Raw genomic sequence first — 18109 nt, forward strand, 5'->3', positions numbered from 1 at the left:
CTTTTATCAAGTTAAGCTACAAATACCTTTTTTCAAGGCATCACTCAAGGGAAAATGTAGTAATAACCACAACATTTTCGCAAAATACAGATTCCGAGTGGTGGTCGGTCGGAGCCACCAGTAGGATAGGCCACCGTTACGGGCCACATCAAAGGCCCAATTTGCATAGCCCGGCGCACCTTTGCGCAGGTGAATTAGGAATTCCATATGGACCGCGTGCGAAATTTACTGGAACAGATCCAGAGTCGCCTTGAAGAGCTGAACAAGGCCGAACGCAAAGTCGCCGAGGTGATCCTGCTCAACCCGCAGCAGGCTACTCGCTTCAGCATCGCCGCCCTCGCCCAGGCCGCATCGGTGAGCGAGCCGACGGTCAACCGTTTCTGCCGTTCGTTCGGTGTCAGCGGCTATCCCGAACTCAAGTTGCAATTGGCGCAAAGCCTGGCCAGCGGCGCGGCATATGTCAGCCGCGCGGTGGAGGCGGATGACAATCCCGAGGCGTACACGCAGAAGATTTTCGGCAGCGCCATCGCCTCGCTGGACAGCGCGTGTCAGGCGCTCGACCCGAACCTGATCAGCCGCGCCGTCGACCTGTTGATTCAGGCGCGGCAGATCCACTTCTTCGGCCTCGGTGCGTCAGCGCCTGTGGCTTTGGATGCGCAGCACAAATTCTTCCGTTTCAACCTCGCCGTCACCGCCCATGCCGATGTGCTGATGCAGCGAATGATTGCTTCGGTGGCGCACACTGGCGAGCTGTTCGTGATCATTTCCTACACCGGCCGCACCCGCGAACTGGTGGAAGTGGCGCGCATCGCCCGGGAGAACGGCGCTTCGGTGCTGGGCCTGACCGCCGAGAATTCGCCGCTGGCCAAGGCCAGCACCCTGAGCCTGAACATTCCGCTGCCGGAAGACACCGACATCTATATGCCGATGACCTCGCGGATCATTCAGTTGACGGTGCTGGATGTGCTGGCGACCGGCATGACGCTGCGTCGCGGAGTGGATTTCCAGCCGCATCTGCGCAAGATCAAAGAGAGCTTGAATGCGAGCCGGTATCCGGTGGGTGACGAGTTCAACTGAGGCCAGATGGTTCTTTATTGAATGATCCGGCCTCTTCGCGAGCAAGCCCGCTCCCACAGGGGATCTGTTTTGAACACGGACTCTATGTCCACTGAAGATCCAATGTGGGAGCGGGCTTGCTCGCGAAGGCGCCAGTCGACTCACCGCAAATCTAGGCAGCAGCCCACGCCTGCAAGCTCAGATGCGCCTTCTCCCCCGGCGCCAGATGCAGGCTGTCAGTGCCCCCCGCCGCCGCTTCGACACAGACAAACTCCGTCACTTCATCCCAGCTCACACCCAGCAATGGTCGCGAGCCTGGATGCCAGACCACGGTGTCGCCACTGTCACCGGTATCGATGCACAACTCGCGCTGCCAGGCGTGATCCTTGAGCTGTAATTCGCCGTCGTGCTGGAACACCCGCTGACAGCCGCCATCCACGCGCAACTCGCCTTCCTGCTGGCACGACTGGCGGCTCAACTGGTCGTAACCCTGCGCACCTTCGAGGCCAGACAGCGCTATCTCACCGACATCACCAATACGCCAGTAAGCGTGCAAAGCCTGGCTCAACTGGCACGGCATGTCGTCCTGATGCTCGGTGCTCAGGCGTAATTCCATGCGTTCACCGAGGTGCGCGTGCAGGTCGACCTGCCAGTCGCACAACTGCAATTGCCAATGCAGGCGTACGCCATCCTCGGCACTGCTGCTGTCGAGCAGCTTCCAGTCGAGCAGCCGCGCCCAGCCATGGGACGGCCAGGCGTTTTCGCTCGGATGGCGGCCATACCACGGCCAGCACACTGGCACGCCGCCACGAATGGCGCCAACGTGCGGCCACTTTGCCGCACACCACAACCACGGTTTCTGCCCGCGTGGCTGAAAGTGCAGCAACTGCGCGCCCTGCCGACTGAACACCGCCTGACACAGCGGATGGTCGATCACCAGCACATCGCGCATCTGATAGCGCTCCCAGGCGAACACCGGCCGTTCGCGCAGGGATTTGAAGAAGCGTTGCAGCGGATGCTCATGCATTGGCCACGGTCCTGAAAATCATGGGGTACTCAACAATCCACATTGCTCTTGTGGCGAGGGAGCTTGCTCCCGCTGGGCTGCGAAGCGGCCCTGAAACCATTCACTGCGGTGTGTCATTTAAACCTCATCACTAGGATTTACGACTGCTGCGCAGCCGAGCGGGAGCGAGCTCCCTCGCCACAAATGGGCACGACACAGACCTTGTATACGAGTCGCAAAAAAAAGCGGACAGCCTTGGCTGTCCGCAAATATGCGCACATAGAGAGGAGCTTATCGCAGACGCGTCAGAACGTAGACTGAATTTTCAGGCCAGCGACCAAAGCGTTGTCTACTTCATCCACACCACCCGGGTGAGTGATGTACTGCAGGTTAGGACGTACGGTCAGCCAGTTGGTGACGTGGAAGCCGTAGTTGATCTCGTAGTTGTATTCGGTTTCACGAATCGGCGAGAACACCGGATTGTCGTAGTCCGAAACACCGTTGGAAGCATTCAGGAACTCGGCGTTTTTCTTCACGTCATCGTTGACATGGATACGCGCCGCACCGATGCCCACGTCATCTTTAGGACGCGCGTCGAACGGGCCCTTGTAGACAAACATCACCGACTGGTAGTTATCGATGAAGTTGGTGTCCTTGTCGTGGAACGTGGCGTTGGCCGCGATGTTCAGACCGCGAGTAGCATCACCGTTGTGGCTGGTGAGTTGCTGCTGCGCGACGAACCAGTAGCCGTGTTTGCTGCTGTGAGTCTTGTACGCGTCGCCGGTAGTCGCCGCGTCGAAACCGTTGACGTCTTCGCGGACGTCGTCGGCATCCGCCGTGCTCTTGTAGTAACCGACGCGGTATTCGCCCGGCAGGCTGTTGACCTTCGGCGACCAGACCAGTTCGACTGGCAGAACGGTGCCTTTGGTGCCGCTGCCGCTGAGCTTGAAGCCGTTGCCGTGTTCCAGCTGCGACGGGTTCTGGTTGTACGCGCCGATCTGCGCGTAGAGCTCGTCGTTGATGTTGTATTTCACACGGATCGCGGCCTGGCTGACGGGCCAGTTGTACCAGATGTTGGTCGCCCAGTTACCGACCTGCGAACCGCAGAACGCCAGGTTCTGGAAGTCGCACGGGAAGGTGTTGAAGTCTTCGCCTTCACCGAAGTAACCGGCCTTGACGTCGAGCTTGTTGTCGAAGAACTGGTGCTGAATCCACAACTGGGTCAGACGCACCATGTGGCCACGACCGTAAACTTCCTGCGACGACGACAGGGTGCCGGCACGCGGATCGCCCACGCGGTCGTTGGAGATGTTGTAGCCGTTACGGTTGGTCAACTGGATCTTGGCCTGAGTGTTGTCCCAGCCCCAGAGTTTTTGCAGATCCAGCGCCACGCCCAGACCGAACTGATCGCTGTAGCGACCGGTCTTGTCGTCGTTGTAGCCGCCATGCAGGTTGGCGCCCATTTCCCCAACGTAGTCAGCCTTGATGTCGATACCCTGCTCGATCAGCTTGGTCCGCTCGCCGCCCCAGTCACCGGTCATCCATTTCGAATCGGAGCTGAATGCATCGGCAGCCATTGCATTGCCGGCCAGCACCAATGCCGCCGCAGCTGACACTTGGCAGATCAACCGGGCATTGACGTGTTTCTTTTTCATCCCTACATCCTCGTCTTTATTGTTATTAACTGTTTTTTTCCAACGCGGTTTACATAAATTGCGATGCTCGACAGGCCGGGCAGCGCTTGCTCCTTGTAGGAGTGAGCCTGCTCGCGATAGCGGTTTTACATTCAACATCTCTGTCGACTGATACACCGTCATCGCGAGCAGGCTCACTCCTACAATTGATCTTCAGCGGCCTTTGAACTGCGCGACATTTGCCGACCGCGCTTCGGTCTGCGCCTGGCCCGCAACGCCCAGACGCTCGCCAGTCTTGGCATCGAACAACAACACTTTCGACGGATCGAATTGCAGGGTCAGGGTTTCGCCCACCTGCGGTGCCACGTCCGGTGCCAGGCGGCAGCAGACCTTGGTGTCATTCAGGTTGACGAACACCAGGGTGTCCGGACCGGTCGGTTCGGTGACCTGCACTTCGGCCTTGATGCTCGGCAGGCCATTGCCCTCGCCGTTCGCCAGAACGATCTGTTCCGGGCGCAGGCCGAGGATCACTTCGCGATCTTCAAGACCGGCATCCGACATGCTCATCGGCAACTCGCAACGCGCCTGGCCGCTGTCGAGCAGCGCCAGCAGACGACCGTCCTTGCGTTGCAGACGCAGCGGAATGAAGTTCATCGGCGGCGAACCGATGAAGCTCGCCACGAACAGGTTGGCCGGATCGTTGTAGATCTCTTTCGGCGTGCCGAACTGCTGGATGATGCCGTCCTTCATCACCGCCACTTTGTCGCCCAGGGTCATCGCTTCGATCTGGTCGTGGGTCACGTAGACCGTGGTGGTTTTCAGGCGCTGGTGCATCAGTTTCATTTCGGTACGCATCTCGACGCGCAGCTTGGCGTCGAGGTTCGACAGCGGTTCGTCGAACAGATAGATCTTCGGCCGACGCGCCAACGCACGGCCCATTGCCACGCGCTGTTGCTGACCACCGGAGAGCTGACCCGGCTTGCGGTTGAGCAGGTGTTCGATCTGCAGCAGCTTGGCCACGCGCGCGACTTCTTCGTCGATCGCCGACTGCGGCATCTTGCGGATCTTCAGACCGAACTCGATGTTCTCGCGCACGCTCATGGTCGGATACAGCGCGTAGGACTGGAACACCATGGCGATGTCGCGATCCTTCGGGCTCATGCCGCTGACGTCCTGATCGCCGATCATGATCGCGCCACCGGTGATGGTTTCAAGGCCGGCGATGCAGTTCATCAGGGTCGATTTGCCGCAGCCCGACGGGCCGACCAGGATCAGGAACTCACCGTCCTTGATCGACAGTTCGATGTTCTTCAGGGTGTCCGGCAGGCCGGCACCGTAGGTCTTGTTGACGTTGCGAAGTTCGAGCGTAGCCATGATTACCCCTTGACTGCGCCGGCCGTCAGCCCGCGCACGAAATACTTGCCTGCGACCACATAGACCAGCAGGGTCGGCAGGCCGGCGATCATCGCCGCTGCCATATCAACGTTGTATTCCTTGGCGCCGGTGCTGGTGTTGACCAGGTTGTTCAGCGCCACCGTGATCGGTTGCGAATCACCGCTGGAGAACACCACACCGAACAGGAAGTCGTTCCAGATCTGGGTGAACTGCCAGATCAGGCAGACCATGATGATCGGAGTCGACATCGGCAGAATGATCTGCCGGAAAATCGTGAAGAAACCCGCACCATCCAGCCGCGCAGCCTTGATCAGCGCATCGGGAATGCTCACGTAGTAGTTACGGAAAAACAGCGTGGTAAACGCCAGACCGTAGACCACGTGGACGAAGACCAGGCCGGTGGTGGTGCTCGCCAGGCCCATCTTGCCGAGGGTGAACGAGGCCGGCAGCAGCACGGTCTGGAACGGCAGGAAGCAGCCGAACAGCAGCAGACCGAAGAACAGCTGCGAACCGCGGAAGCGCCAGAACGACAGCACGTAGCCGTTCAGCGCGCCGATGGCGGTGGAGATGACCACGGCCGGCACGGTGATCTTGATCGAGTTCCAGAAGTAACCGTCAACCGTGGCCCAGGCCTTGACCCAGCCGATGCCGCTGACCACGGTCGGCCAGCTCAGCAGGTTGCCGGTGCTGATGTCTTCCGGGGTCTTGAAGCTGGTCAGCAGCATCACCACCAGCGGAATCAGGTACAGCAATACCGCGAGGATCAGCACCGCGTAGATCGCCACGCGACTCAGGCTGAAGGCAGGTTTGGCAGCGAGACTAGTCATTACGCTTGGTCCTCAGCTCGGAGTACAGGTAAGGCACGATGATCGCGAGAATCGCACCGAGCATCAGAATCGCACTGGCCGAGCCCATGCCCATCTGGCCGCGACTGAAGGTGAAGGAGTACATGAACATCGCTGGCAGGTCGGAGGAATAACCCGGGCCACCGGCGGTCATCGCCGCGACCAGGTCGAAGCTCTTGATCGCGATGTGGGCGAGGATCATTACCGCACTGAAGAACACCGGACGCAGGCTTGGCAGCACCACTTTCCAGTAGATGGTCGGCATGCTCGCGCCATCGATCTGCGCGGCACGGATGATCGACTGATCAACCCCGCGCAGGCCGGCGAGGAACATCGCCATGATGAAGCCCGAGGCTTGCCACACAGCCGCGATCACCAGGCAGTAGACCACGCGATCCGGGTCGATCAGCCAGTCCAGACGGAAGCCTTCCCAGCCCCAGTCACGCAACAATTTGTCCAGGCCCATGCCCGGGTTGAGCAGCCATTTCCACGCGGTACCGGTGACGATCATCGAGAGCGCCATCGGGTACAGGTAAATGGTGCGGATAAAACCTTCGCGACGGATACGCTGGTCGAGGAACACCGCCAGCAGCACACCGATCACCAGGGTGATGCCGATGAACATGCCACCGAACACCGCGAGGTTCTTGCTCGCGACCCACCAGCGATCGTTGTCGAACAGCCGGACGTATTGCGCCAGGCCGGCCCACTTGTAGTTGGGCAGGAACGTCGAAGTGGTGAACGACAGCACGAACGTCCACAGGATGTAGCCATAGAAGCCCACCAGCACGATGAACATGCTCGGCGCCAGCACCAGTTTCGGTAGCCAGCGCTGCAGTGCATCGAACGGCGAGGCCTTGCTGAACACAGCAACAGAACTCATGGGGAAATCCAGTACGAGAGAAAAGGACTACTTGGGCAACTCGTCCCCTTGTAGGAGTGAGCCTGCTCGCGATTGCGGTGTGTCAGTTGATGAATCTGTTACCTGACAAACTGCTATCGCGAGCAGGCTCACTCCTACAGGGGCCAAGGATTACTTGGCCGACTGAACCGCCGCGCCGAGTTTCTTGGCCGCATCGGCCGGGTCGGCTTTCGGGTCGTTGATGTAGTTGGTCACGACATCAAAGAACGCGCCCTGCACCGCCAGCGTGGTCGCCATGTTGTGCGCCATGCTCGGCTGCAGGCCACCGGACTTGGCATCCGCCAGGAAGTCCTTGGCAGCGGTCTGCGCGCAGGAGTCGAAACCGAGTTTCTCCATGTTGTTCAACATGTCGTTACGCACCGGGATCGAGCCTTTGTTGATGCTGAAGACTTTCTGGAAGTTTTCACCCAGCACGACTTTGGCAATGTCCTGCTGACCGGCCGCAGTGCCTGCGTCCTTCTGCTTGAACACCGCCAGGGAGTCGATGTTGTAGGTGAACGCCTTGTCGGTGCCCGGGAAGGCTACGCACTCGTAATCCTTGCCGGCGACTTTCTTGGCCGCGGTCCATTCGGACTTGGCCCAGTCACCCATGATCTGCATGCCGGCCTTGCCGTTGATGACCTTGGCCGCTTCCAGGTTCCAGTCCTGGCCCTTGCCGTCGGCGTCCATGTAGGTCGCGACTTTCTTCAGCTCGGTCAGCGCCTTGACCATTTCCGGGCCGGTCAGCGCTTTGTTGTCTAGGTCGACCAGGGCTTTTTTGTAACCCTCAACGCCCATGACCGAGAGCACCACGGCTTCGAACACGGTGCTGTCCTGCCAAGGCTGACCGCCGTGAGCCAGCGGGATGAAGCCCGCAGCCTTGAGCTTGTCGCCAGCGGCGTAGAATTCTTCGAGGGTGGTCGGGTTCTTGGTGATGCCGGCTTTCTTGAAGACTTCCGGGTTGATCCACAGCCAGTTCACGCGGTGAATGTTCACCGGCACGGCCACGTAATCACCGTCGTACTTCACGGTATCGGAGACTTTCTTGTCGAGCAGGCTGTCCCACTTTTCCGACTTGGCGACGTCTTTCAGCACGTCGGTGTCGAGCAGACCGGTGGAAGCCCATTCCTGGATGTCCGGGCCCTTGATCTGGGCAACGCCCGGTGGGTTGCCGGCAACGGCGCGGCTTTTCAACACGGTCATGGCTGTGGCACCGCCACCGCCGGCGACAGCGCCGTCTTTCCAGGTGAAACCGTCTTTTTCAACTTGCGCCTTGAGCACATCGACAGCGGCTTTTTCGCCACCGGACGTCCACCAGTGCACGACTTCGACCGAACCTTTGGATTCGGCAGCGGAAACACTGAGAGGCAGAATTGCGAGCGGGAACAGGGAGGCGACAGAAATGACAGTAGCGAGGCGAGAAATCGCATTCATCTGAGATGTACCTTTCTTGTTGTTATGCATTGCAAGTCTGGTGCTTGCGCTGCACAGGAGTTTAAACAGGGCGATTCCCTTCGCAGGTAACGAAGGGATGCGCAAATGTCACCACATGGTTACACAGGAATGCTCCGCGACCATTGCGCCAGAGCTGTTGCCATACTGGGTGACAAGGGTAGACGAGGAATCAGCACCGCCTGCCACGCGTGGTAGAGATCCGGTTTGCCCGGCCAGATGTCGGCGCTCGGGCGGTTTTGCGGATCGAGTTCGTGATGCCAACTGCCATCACAGCGATCGATGAAATGGTTTTCGCAGAACTCCCAGAACCGTCGATACCAGGTTTCGTATTGCGCATCGCCGGTACGTTTGAGCAGAGCGCTGGCCGCCGCGCTGGCCTCGGCATGGGTCCAGTGCAGACGGTGACGCACCACGGCTTTGTTGTCCCAATCGAGGGTGTAGACGATCCCCGGGGCGCCATCGACGTCCCAGCCGTGTCGGCAGTTCTGCTCGAAGAGTTTTTGCGCATCGGTCGCCAGCCAGCCCGGCGTGAGCATCCCGGCCTGAACCCGCGCGGCTTCGAGGTGCAGCAACAGCCGCGCCCACTCGAAGCCGTGGCCCGGGGTGGTGCCGTAAGGGCGGAAACCATCGGCAGGATTGTCGTGGTTGTATTCGCGCAGCGGCTGCCAGTCGCGGTCGAAGTGTTCGATGACCATGTAGCCATTGGCGGCGGCGTGACCGTGAATCACCCGCTCGACGATGCGTTGCGCACGCACCAGCCAACGCGGGTCTTCAGTGACATCGGCCAGCGCGAGGAATGCTTCGGTGGCGTGCATGTTGCTGTTGGCGCCGCGATAGGCTTCTTCTTCGCGCCAGTCGCGGTTGAAGAATTCGCGCATGGCGCCCTCTTCTTCGCTCCAGAAATACGTGTCGATGATGTCGATCGCATCATCCAGCAGCGCCTGGGCACCGGGACGCTGCGCGACCACCGCCGAGCTGGCCGCGAGCGCGACAAAAGCATGCAGATAGGCGTTCTTGCCGGTGTTGCCATCGCGATGTTCGGCGACCGCAAACCAGCCGCCGTGCAGCGCATCACGCAATGGCCCGCGCAGGGCCGCGATACCGTGATCGACCAGTTCGGCAAACCCCGGCAGGCCCTGAATATGGGCCATGGCGAAACTGTGGGTCATGCGCGCGGTGTTCATGGTTTCGGCTTGCGCGTGCGCCGGCAAACGGCCGCGCTCGTCGAGGTTGCCGAAACCCTCGGGCAGTCTGGAAGCCTTGGCGAATGCCAGCAGACGCAGACCTTCGTCGGCGAGCCATTGCTGGTGGGCAGGGGCATTCAGCCAACTGCTGAAGTCTGGGTGAAAGGTGTCCATGAGTGGCCCTTTTTTGTTGTTATGACTGCGGGCAGTCTAAACAACGGGCCGGGGTGGGCTTGTAACGAAGGGGGCGGGTTTTGTCACCGGCTCGTGACATTCACATATTACTTGCTCCCGCTGTGACGCGAAGCGGCACCCAAAAGACGGCCTGCTGCGCAGTCCAGCGGGAGCAAGCTCCCTCGCCACAGGGGCGGTATCAGTCAACACTGCGCGGCAACTGCAGGGTTACCCGCAACCCACCCTCACGCAAATTCTGCAGCGTCACTTCGCCGCCATGACTGTGGGCAATGTTGCGCGCAATGCCCAAGCCGAGACCATAACCCTGCTGCTGCCCGGCCAAGCGAAAGTGCGGCTCGAACACCTGCTCCAACCGCTGCTCCGGTACGCCCGGGCCTTCGTCGTCGACATGCAGGACAAACGCGCGCTCATCGTCATCAATGTGCAGGTGCGCGTTCTGCCCGTACTTCAACGCGTTGTCGATCAGGTTGCCGATGCAGCGCTTCAACGCCAGAGGCTTGCCCGGATACGCCGCCAGCGCCTTGCCTTGCTGGGTCACGCGGCCGTTGCCGTTGGGCGCCAGATACGGTTCTACCAGACAGTCGAGTACATGATTGAGGTCGACCGGCTCGATGTTCTCGTGGATGTCGGTGTCTTTCACGCATTGCAGCGCGCCTTTGACCAGCAGCTCCAGCTCATCCAGATCGCGGCCGAACTTGGCTTGCAGCTTCTCGTCTTCGAGCAGTTCGACGCGCAAGCGCAGACGGGTGATTGGCGTGCGCAGGTCATGGGAAATCGCGCTGAACAACTGGCTGCGTTCGGTCAGGTAACGGCTGATGCGTTCGCGCATGGTGTTGAACGCACGGCCCACTTCCACCACTTCACTGCCGCCGCCCTCGGCCACCGGCTCGACATCGGCACCCAGCGAAAGATCCCGCGCCGCCCGCGCCAGACGCTTGAGCGGCCGGCTCTGCCAGTGCACCAGCAGGCCGATGAACAACAGCAAGAAACCGCTGGTGAGGACAATGAACCACACCTGCTGCGCCGGCAGGCCTTGCTCTTCAAGACTGGTGTAGGGTTCGGGCAGCAACGAGGCGATGTACAGCCATTCGCCCGGCGCCATTTGAATCTGCGTGACCAGCACCGGCGGATTCACCGGTTCGAGGGTCAGCGCATAATGCGCCCACGAGCGCGGCAGCTCATCGAGTTTCAGCCCGGCATTGAAGATCCGCAGATCCTCCGGGCTGACGAAGGTCACCGAAATATCAGTGTCATGGCCCAGCGACTGGCGCAGCACTTCATCCACCGCTTGAATCACCGCGGCCTTGCGTGGGGTGATCGGCAGCACGTCCATACCCAGCGGTTTGTCGTTGAGCGTCACCACAAATCGGGTGCCGCCCATGCTGCGCAACTGGTCGAGCACCAGCGGGCGGTACGCCACCGGCAGCGAACGGAAATAGCTGACGCTGGCGGTCATCGAATGCGCCAGGCTGCGGGCGCTGGTGACCAGGCCTTCGAGCTGGGTGGCGCGCAGTTGCGAGACCCAGATCACGCTCGACAAGGTCTGTGCGAACAGCACCGCCAAAAGAGTCAGCAGCAGCATCCGCCCGAGCAGCGAACGCGGCACCGGCACTTTGCTGGCGAGCCGGCGCAGCGACTCAGTGAGCATTGCCGGCAACCACATTGGCTGCCAGTTGATAACCGCTGCCGCGCACGGTGCGGATCAGACGCGGCGGTTTTTCCGTGTCGCGCAGGCGCTGGCGCAAACGGCTGACGGCCATGTCGACGATGCGGTCGAGCGGCATCAGATCACGGCCACGGGTGGCGTTGCCGATGGTGTCGCGGTCGAGGATTTCCTGCGGATGATCGAGAAACAACTTCAGCAACGCGAAGTCGGCACCGGAGAGAATCACTTCTTCGCCATCGGTGTGGAACAGTCGATGGCTGACCATGTCCAGCCGCCACTCGTCGAAGGCCAGCACGTCGCTGCCGCTGCGTTCCTGACCGAACTGCGCCCGCCGTAGCAGCGCCTTGATTCGGGCTTGCAGTTCACGAGGGCTGAAGGGTTTGCCGAGGTAGTCGTCAGCGCCGAGCTCCAGCCCGATTACCCGGTCGGCTTCGTCGGAACTGGCGGTGAGCATGATGATCGGTACCTGCGCCTGACGCGGATGCTGGCGCACCCAGCGGCACAGGCTGAAACCGTCCTCGTCGGGCAGCATCACATCGAGGATCACCAGATCGCTCGGCGCTTCATTGAGCGCCTGGCGGAAACTGGCGCCATCGGCGGTGGCCCGCACCTGAAACCCGGCGCGGGTCAGGTAGGTTTCCAGCAACTCGCGTATTTCCTGGTCGTCATCGACCAACAATATCGACTTGTTGACTGAGCTCACTTCGAAGGCATCCTTGTTGTTGGAATTGGGGCGGATTATGCCTTAAGCACTGATTTTACAAACACCACAAAACACCTGTAGGAGTGAGCCTGCTCGCGATAGCGGTGTATCAGTCAACGAATATGTTGAATCCAAGACCGCTATCGCGAGCAGGCTCACTCCTACAGTTTGATTGCATTTCAGACAGGGATTGCTTGCTCCAGTGCCACACCGGCACCCACCAGCCCGGAATACGGCGCCGTCACCAGCCACACCGGAATGCCCTTGAAGTAATGGCTCATGCAGCCCTTGTCGGCGAAGCTGCGGGCGAAGCCGCTTTCGACGAAGAAATCGGCAAAGCGCGGAATCACCCCGCCAACGATGTACACGCCGCCGCGACCACCGGTGGTCAGCACGTTATTGCCGGCCACGCGGCCGAGCCAGCAGCAGAACTGCTCCAGCACTTCCAGCGCGATCGGATCGCCAGCCAGACCGGCTGCAGTAATCGCTTCCGGCGTATCAAGCTTTGGTTCATGTCCGTCCACCGCGCAGATCGCACGATACACCCGCGGCAAACCGCCACCGCTCAACGCCGTTTCCGCACTGACGTGGCCGATTTCGTTGTGGATGTGCTGCCAGAGCTGGGTTTCACGCGGACTGCTCAGCGGCAGATCGACGTGGCCACCCTCCCCCGGCAACGCGGCAAACCGGCCTTCGCCGAGATCGAGCAAGGTGCCGACGCCCAGGCCAGTGCCCGGGCCGATCACCACCGCCGGGCGCAACGGCTCCGGCGTGCCTTCGCAGACCACACGGAATTCCCCGGGCTGCAAACGGGTCATGCCCAGCGCCATCGCCGAGAAGTCGTTGATCAGCAGCAGTTGCTCGACCTGCAAGGCCTTGCAGAACGCCGTGCGGCTCAGGCGCCAGTGGTTGTTGGTGAACTTGAACTCATCACCACTCACCGGCCCAGCCACCGACAGGCATACCGAACCGATCGAACCCGGCGCCAGACCGAGGCCGCTCAGGTACAGGCTGATCGCCTGTTCCGGGCTGGCGTGGTCGGCTGTCGCCAGCACCTGAACCGATTCCAGTTGCTGGTTTTTCCACAACGCGAACCGCGCGTTGGTGCCTCCGATATCACCGACCAAAGCCAGTTTCAATTAAGCGTCTCCAGGGCAGAAGTGAAGGCGCTGGCGCCCTGCTCCGCCGAGCTGAAGGCCAAACGCATGAAGCCAAACAGTTCGCGACCGCTGCCGATGTTGTTGCCCAACAGGCCTTTGGCAGGTTCGCGCGCTGCAAATTCTGCGGCGTCGACCTTGAGTTCCAAAGTGCCTTTGACGCCATCGACGCGGATGATATCGCCCTCTTGCACCCGCGCCAAAGCACCACCGACATAAGCTTCAGGGCTGACGTGGATCGCCGCCGGGATTTTCCCCGACGCGCCGGACATACGCCCGTCGGTGACCAGCGCGACTTTGAAGCCGCGATCCTGCAGCACACCGAGGAACGGCGTCATCTTGTGCAGCTCGGGCATACCGTTGGAGCGCGGGCCCTGGAAGCGCATCACCGCGACAAAATCCTTCTCCAGCAAACCGGCCTTGAACGCATCGGCCAGGTCCTGTTGATCCTGGAACACCATGGCCGGTGCCTCGACGATCTGGTTTTCCAGCGCCACCGCGGAAACCTTCATCACCCCGCGACCGAGGTTGCCCTCCATCACTCGCAAGCCACCTTCGGCGGAGAATGCACGGGCGACCGGGCGCAGGATGTTTTCGTCGAGGCTTTCGATCGGGCCTTCGCGCCACACCAGCTCACCGTTATCGAGGAACGGCTCTTTGGTGTAGCGGCTCAAACCATGGCCGAGCACGGTATTGACGTCTTCGTGGAGCAGGCCGGCTTCGAGCAACTCACGGATCAGGAACGACATACCGCCAGCGGCCTGGAAGTGGTTGATGTCGGCCTTGCCGTTCGGGTAGACGTGGCTCAGGGTCGGCACGACTTCGGAGAGGTCGGCCATGTCCTGCCAGGTCAGCTGGATGCCAGCGGCCATGGCGATCGCCGGCATGTGCAGGGTGTGGTTGGTCGAGCCGCCGGTGGCGTGCAGCGCGACGATCGAGTTGACCAGCGCCTTCTCGTCGACGATTTCGCCGATCGGCATGAAGTTGCCGTTCTGCTTGGTCAGACGCGTGACCTGATGCGCCGCTTCACGGGTCAGAGCATCACGCAGCGGGGTGTTCGGGTTGACGAAAGACGCGCCCGGCAAGTGCAGGCCCATGACTTCCATCAGCAACTGGTTGGTGTTGGCGGTGCCGTAGAAGGTGCAAGTGCCCGGGCTGTGATAGGACTTCATTTCCGATTCCAGCAGCTCTTCGCGGGTCGCCTTGCCTTCGGCGTACTTCTGCCGCACGTCGGCTTTTTCCTTGTTGGAAATCCCCGAAACCATCGGCCCGCCCGGGACGAAGATCGTCGGCAAATGGCCGAAGCGCAGCGAACCCATCATCAGGCCCGGGACGATCTTGTCGCAGATGCCGAGCATCAGCGCGCCGTCGAACATGTTGTGCGACAGCGCCACCGCCGTGGACATGGCGATCACTTCGCGGCTCGGCAGGCTCAGCTCCATGCCTGGCTCGCCCTGGGTCACGCCATCGCACATTGCCGGTGTACCGCCGGCGAACTGCCCGACCGAGCCGATTTCGCGCAGGGCGTTTTTGATCTGCTGGGGAAAGACTTCGTACGGCTGGTGCGCCGAGAGCATGTCGTTATAGGAAGAAACAATGGCGATGTTCGCCGAGTTCATCATCCGCAAGCTGTGCTTGTCTTCGCTGCCGCACCCGGCCACGCCGTGGGCGAAGTTGGCGCATTGCAGCTTGCCGCGCATCGGCCCGTCGGTGGCGGCGCCGCGAATCAGTGCAAGGTAAGCCTGACGCGTGGCGCGGCTGCGGGCGATAAGCCGTTCGGTGACCTCAAGAACGCGGGGATGCATGTGTAGAACTCCAGGCTAACGGATGTGGCGACCTGATTGTCTATGCTGATCAAACGCCGTTGTTGTTGGAATGACAGACGGCTTTTTTGACCATTCGGACCAGTTGATTCAGGTCACTCGTTGTAGATAAAACAAAATATTGCCACTAAAAAGGCTTGTTTTCTATTTTTATGCGAATAATCTTGTAATTCCAACAACAAAACGACGGCGGCGCTGTTCAATGACTCTTCGAATCGCAATCAATGGTTTTGGCCGCATCGGCCGTAATGTCCTGCGCGCACTGTATACCCAAGGCTATCGACAGGATTTGCAGATCGTCGCCATCAACGATCTGGGCGACAGCGCAATCAATGCCCATCTGCTCAAATACGACACCGTTCACGGCACATTCGACGCCGAAGTGGCCCATGACAATGAGAGCCTGACGGTCAATGGCGACCGCATTGCGGTCAGCGCCATTCGCAACCCGGCCGACCTGCCATGGGCCGCGGAAAAGATCGACGTGGTGTTCGAATGCACCGGTCTGTTCACCGACCGTGCCAAAGCCGCCGCGCATCTTACTGCCGGCGCGCGCAAAGTCATCATCTCGGCCCCGGCCAAAGGCGCCGACGCTACCGTGGTTTACGGCGTGAACCACGACATTCTGCGCCAGTCGCATCAGATCATCTCCAATGCTTCGTGCACCACCAACTGCCTGGCGCCGGTGGCACAAGTACTGCACCGCGAGCTGGGGATTGAAAGCGGTCTGATGACCACGATTCATGCCTACACCAACGACCAGAACCTCACCGACGTTTATCACACCGACCCGTACCGCGCGCGCTCGGCCACGCAGAACATGATCCCGAGCAAGACCGGCGCCGCTGAAGCGGTAGGCCTGGTGCTGCCGGAACTGGCGGGCAAACTGACCGGCATGGCCGTGCGGGTGCCGGTGATCAATGTGTCGCTGGTGGATCTGACTGTGCAGTTGAAGAAGGAAGCCACGGCCGACGAGGTCAACGCGCTGATGAAAGCCGCCAGCCAGCATTCGAAAATTTTGGGTTACAACACGTTGCCGCTGGTTTCCAGCGACTTCAACCACAACCCGCTGTCGTCGATCTTCGACGCCAACCACACCAAAGCCAGCGGCAAACTGCTGAAGGTACTGGCGTGGTACGACAACGAATGGGGCTTCTCGAATCGCATGCTGGATAACTGCCTGGCGCTCTGCAACGCGGAGTAATTCCCTCCTCCCATGTGGGAGCGGGCTTGCTCGCGAAGGCGTCGTGTCAGGCAATTAATGTATCGACTGACTCACCGCATTCGCGAGCAAGCCCGCTCCCACAGGTTTTTGATTTCAATCTGAAATCAACACTTGACCACTCGACTAGATGATAAGCATTATCATTCGCTCGAAATGGATCAGGTTCCCCCGTGAGTCAATCGCGCTTCAATCATGTCTTCCTCTCTCAGCGCACGTCCCTGCTGCGCACGATCGAGCGGATGGTCAACAATCACAGCACCGCCGAAGACCTGCTGCAGGAGACCTACCTGCGCGTCACGCGGGCGCTGAGCGAGCGCGCCATCGATCACCTTGAACCCTTCGTGTTCCAGACCGCGCGCAATCTGGCGCTGGATCACCTGCGTGCGCGCAAGATCCATTCGCGGACCATGGTCGATGACGTGCCGCAGGATGTGGTGCACAGCGTCGCCGCCCCCGCCAGCAGCGCCGAAGACGCCGCCCACGCCGAACAATTGCTGGAGCGCCTGAACGTGAGCCTCAGTCAACTCAGCCCGCGTCAGCAGCAGATTTTCATCCTCAGCCGCCTGCACGGGCACAGCTATCAGGAAATCGCCGACGAACTGAATGTTTCCCTCAGCACCGTGCAGAAAGAACTCAAGCTGATCATGACCATTTGTATTGGCGTCGCCGAACGTCTGAATGGCGACTGAGGCCACAGGCGTTTGCTGTCATCCACAGGATCGCCTGCACTGATCATTGGGCTTTGCTACCCTTGGCCGACTTTTACGCTTCACTTAAAAAACAGCCGTGCACAGACACTGCCGAGGAAACACCGTGACGGACACCCACCGCTCGCCTTCGCCGGATTCGGCGCAGGACGCTGCCAACGCAATGGATCAGGCACTCGACTGGCTCATTGTGCTCGGCAGCCCGGACGAGGAACAGACCCGGCAGTTCCATGCCTGGCTGGCGGCCGATCCGTTGAATGCCGAGGCGTTCGCCAAGGCGCAAGCGATCTGGGACGGGCCGCAAGTCGCCCAGTGCGCGCAAAACCTCGCGGCCAAACCGGCGAAAGTCACCGTCCTCAAGCGGTTGCGTCCGCACTGGAAACCGTTGGCCACCGCTGCGGTGCTGATTCTGGGCCTGTTCAGTTTCAGCAATCTGCCGATGCGCATTCAGGCCGATCACCTGACCGTGGTCGGCGAGCGTCAGCGCCTGCAACTGGAGGATGGCTCCAAGGTGCTGCTCAACACCAACTCGGCATTCTCCAGCACCATCAATGAGCGCCAGCGCGTGGCGCGCCTGTATCAGGGCGAAGCGTTTTTCGAAGTGGCCGCCAACCGTGGCCAGCCGCTGCAAATCGATGCCGGCCCGGTGCAGGCCAGCGTGCGCGACACCGCGTTCGCCGTGCGTTATCTGGATGGCGTCGCGCAGGTCAATGTGCAGCGCGGCGATGTCGATCTGCGCGCCACGCACAACGACGCGCGGGTGCGTTTGAGCGCCGGCGAAAGCATCCGCATCGGCCCCAACGGTTTCGATCGTCCGGCCAAACTGGATACTGCCACCGACCTGGCCTGGGTTCAGGGCCGGTTGATCTTCGAGAACTGTCCGCTCGACAAGGTGCTGGCCGAACTGCGCCGCTACTACCCGGGCTGGATCATCAATACCAACGAGCAGTTGGCCGACGTCAACGTCACCGGCAACTACCGCCTCGACCAGCCGCTGGACGTGGTGCGCTCACTCGCCCACATCACCTCGGCGCGCCTGCAGGAATTCCCCGCGCTGGTGATCCTGAACTAAATGAGAATTATTTTTACTCGATAGCCAAACCCCGTTCGTCTCGTTATAGCCAATGCAATTGATTCGCATCTTCGGAGGCGGATCA

The 18109-nt window shown here is 60.5% G+C and carries 15 protein-coding genes; 4 read left to right on the plus strand and 11 right to left on the minus strand.

The window, feature by feature from the left end; translation table 11 throughout:
- The first annotated feature begins 216 nt into the window (after positions 1-216).
- Positions 217-1077: a MurR/RpiR family transcriptional regulator gene (locus tag ACS4NR_RS14965; protein WP_169842436.1), complete on the plus strand. Its 861-nt coding sequence runs from the start codon at positions 217-219 to the stop codon at positions 1075-1077.
- A 151-nt stretch (positions 1078-1228) separates the two neighbouring features.
- Here the strand turns inward: ACS4NR_RS14965 and ACS4NR_RS14970 are convergent, their stop codons facing one another.
- The 11 genes from ACS4NR_RS14970 to edd all read right to left on the minus strand — a co-directional run bounded on the left by ACS4NR_RS14970 (position 1229) and on the right by edd (position 15002).
- On the minus strand, positions 1229-2083 hold the full coding sequence (locus ACS4NR_RS14970) for a D-hexose-6-phosphate mutarotase (RefSeq protein ID WP_007969321.1): 855 nt from the start codon (positions 2081-2083) through the stop codon (positions 1229-1231).
- 284 nt (positions 2084-2367) lie between these two features.
- The gene (locus tag ACS4NR_RS14975; protein WP_095137059.1) at positions 2368-3717 is read right to left on the minus strand and encodes a carbohydrate porin; all 1350 of its coding nucleotides are present in this window, start codon (positions 3715-3717) and stop codon (positions 2368-2370) included.
- Positions 3718-3909: 192 nt separating this feature from the next.
- Positions 3910-5070, minus strand: coding sequence for an ABC transporter ATP-binding protein (locus ACS4NR_RS14980; protein WP_456017776.1), 1161 nt, complete (start codon positions 5068-5070; stop codon positions 3910-3912).
- 2 nt (positions 5071-5072) lie between these two features.
- On the minus strand, positions 5073-5918 hold the full coding sequence (locus tag ACS4NR_RS14985) for a carbohydrate ABC transporter permease (RefSeq protein ID WP_007969317.1): 846 nt from the start codon (positions 5916-5918) through the stop codon (positions 5073-5075).
- Positions 5911-6819, minus strand: coding sequence for a carbohydrate ABC transporter permease (locus tag ACS4NR_RS14990; RefSeq protein ID WP_456017777.1), 909 nt, complete (start codon positions 6817-6819; stop codon positions 5911-5913). The genes ACS4NR_RS14985 and ACS4NR_RS14990 overlap by 8 nt, the downstream gene beginning before the upstream one ends.
- Positions 6820-6969: 150 nt before the next feature.
- Positions 6970-8271: an ABC transporter substrate-binding protein gene (locus ACS4NR_RS14995; RefSeq protein WP_456017778.1), complete on the minus strand. Its 1302-nt coding sequence runs from the start codon at positions 8269-8271 to the stop codon at positions 6970-6972.
- Positions 8272-8390: 119 nt separating this feature from the next.
- Positions 8391-9650 carry a D-mannose isomerase gene (locus ACS4NR_RS15000; RefSeq protein WP_456017779.1) on the minus strand — a complete coding sequence of 420 codons (1260 nt, stop codon included), beginning with the start codon at positions 9648-9650 and terminating at the stop codon, positions 8391-8393.
- A gap of 199 nt (positions 9651-9849) precedes the next feature.
- Positions 9850-11319, minus strand: a complete 1470-nt coding sequence (locus ACS4NR_RS15005) for an ATP-binding protein (RefSeq protein ID WP_027612561.1) — start codon at positions 11317-11319, stop codon at positions 9850-9852.
- On the minus strand, positions 11309-12040 hold the full coding sequence (locus ACS4NR_RS15010) for a response regulator (protein WP_007917879.1): 732 nt from the start codon (positions 12038-12040) through the stop codon (positions 11309-11311). Before ACS4NR_RS15010 ends, ACS4NR_RS15005 begins: the two co-directional genes overlap by 11 nt.
- Positions 12041-12219: 179 nt before the next feature.
- A complete protein-coding gene (locus ACS4NR_RS15015) occupies positions 12220-13179 on the minus strand; it encodes a glucokinase (RefSeq protein ID WP_456017780.1) in 960 nt (319 codons plus the stop codon).
- Complete coding sequence (gene edd / locus ACS4NR_RS15020; RefSeq protein ID WP_047599558.1) at positions 13176-15002, minus strand: phosphogluconate dehydratase; 1827 nt, start codon at positions 15000-15002, stop codon at positions 13176-13178. Before edd ends, ACS4NR_RS15015 begins: the two co-directional genes overlap by 4 nt.
- Before the next feature lie 220 nt (positions 15003-15222).
- On the opposite strand from edd, the gene gap reads away from it, so the two are divergent.
- From gap to ACS4NR_RS15035, 3 genes are all read left to right on the plus strand, one after another.
- The gene (gene gap, locus ACS4NR_RS15025; protein WP_166496471.1) at positions 15223-16224 is read left to right on the plus strand and encodes a type I glyceraldehyde-3-phosphate dehydrogenase; all 1002 of its coding nucleotides are present in this window, start codon (positions 15223-15225) and stop codon (positions 16222-16224) included.
- A 191-nt stretch (positions 16225-16415) separates the two neighbouring features.
- Complete coding sequence (locus ACS4NR_RS15030; RefSeq protein ID WP_047599555.1) at positions 16416-16934, plus strand: RNA polymerase sigma factor; 519 nt, start codon at positions 16416-16418, stop codon at positions 16932-16934.
- 124 nt (positions 16935-17058) lie between these two features.
- Complete coding sequence (locus tag ACS4NR_RS15035) at positions 17059-18024, plus strand: FecR family protein (protein WP_456017781.1); 966 nt, start codon at positions 17059-17061, stop codon at positions 18022-18024.
- The last annotated feature ends 85 nt before the right edge of the window (positions 18025-18109 follow it).

The sequence above is a fragment of the Pseudomonas sp. JQ36 genome (genome assembly GCF_053851495.1).

Bases quoted from the DNA above. Each gene is read 5' to 3' on its own strand.
- ACS4NR_RS14990 (WP_456017777.1), bottom strand. From the start codon at position 6,819: ATGAGTTCTGTTGCTGTGTTCAGCAAGGCCTCGCCGTTCGATGCACTG.
- gap (WP_166496471.1), top strand. From the start codon at position 15,223: ATGACTCTTCGAATCGCAATCAATGGTTTTGGCCGCATCGGCCGTAAT.
- ACS4NR_RS15000 (WP_456017779.1), bottom strand. From the start codon at position 9,650: ATGGACACCTTTCACCCAGACTTCAGCAGTTGGCTGAATGCCCCTGCC.
- ACS4NR_RS15005 (WP_027612561.1), bottom strand. From the start codon at position 11,319: ATGCTCACTGAGTCGCTGCGCCGGCTCGCCAGCAAAGTGCCGGTGCCG.
- ACS4NR_RS14995 (WP_456017778.1), bottom strand. From the start codon at position 8,271: ATGAATGCGATTTCTCGCCTCGCTACTGTCATTTCTGTCGCCTCCCTG.
- ACS4NR_RS14970 (WP_007969321.1), bottom strand. From the start codon at position 2,083: ATGCATGAGCATCCGCTGCAACGCTTCTTCAAATCCCTGCGCGAACGG.
- ACS4NR_RS14975 (WP_095137059.1), bottom strand. From the start codon at position 3,717: ATGAAAAAGAAACACGTCAATGCCCGGTTGATCTGCCAAGTGTCAGCT.
- ACS4NR_RS14985 (WP_007969317.1), bottom strand. From the start codon at position 5,918: ATGACTAGTCTCGCTGCCAAACCTGCCTTCAGCCTGAGTCGCGTGGCG.
- ACS4NR_RS14980 (WP_456017776.1), bottom strand. From the start codon at position 5,070: ATGGCTACGCTCGAACTTCGCAACGTCAACAAGACCTACGGTGCCGGC.
- edd (WP_047599558.1), bottom strand. From the start codon at position 15,002: ATGCATCCCCGCGTTCTTGAGGTCACCGAACGGCTTATCGCCCGCAGC.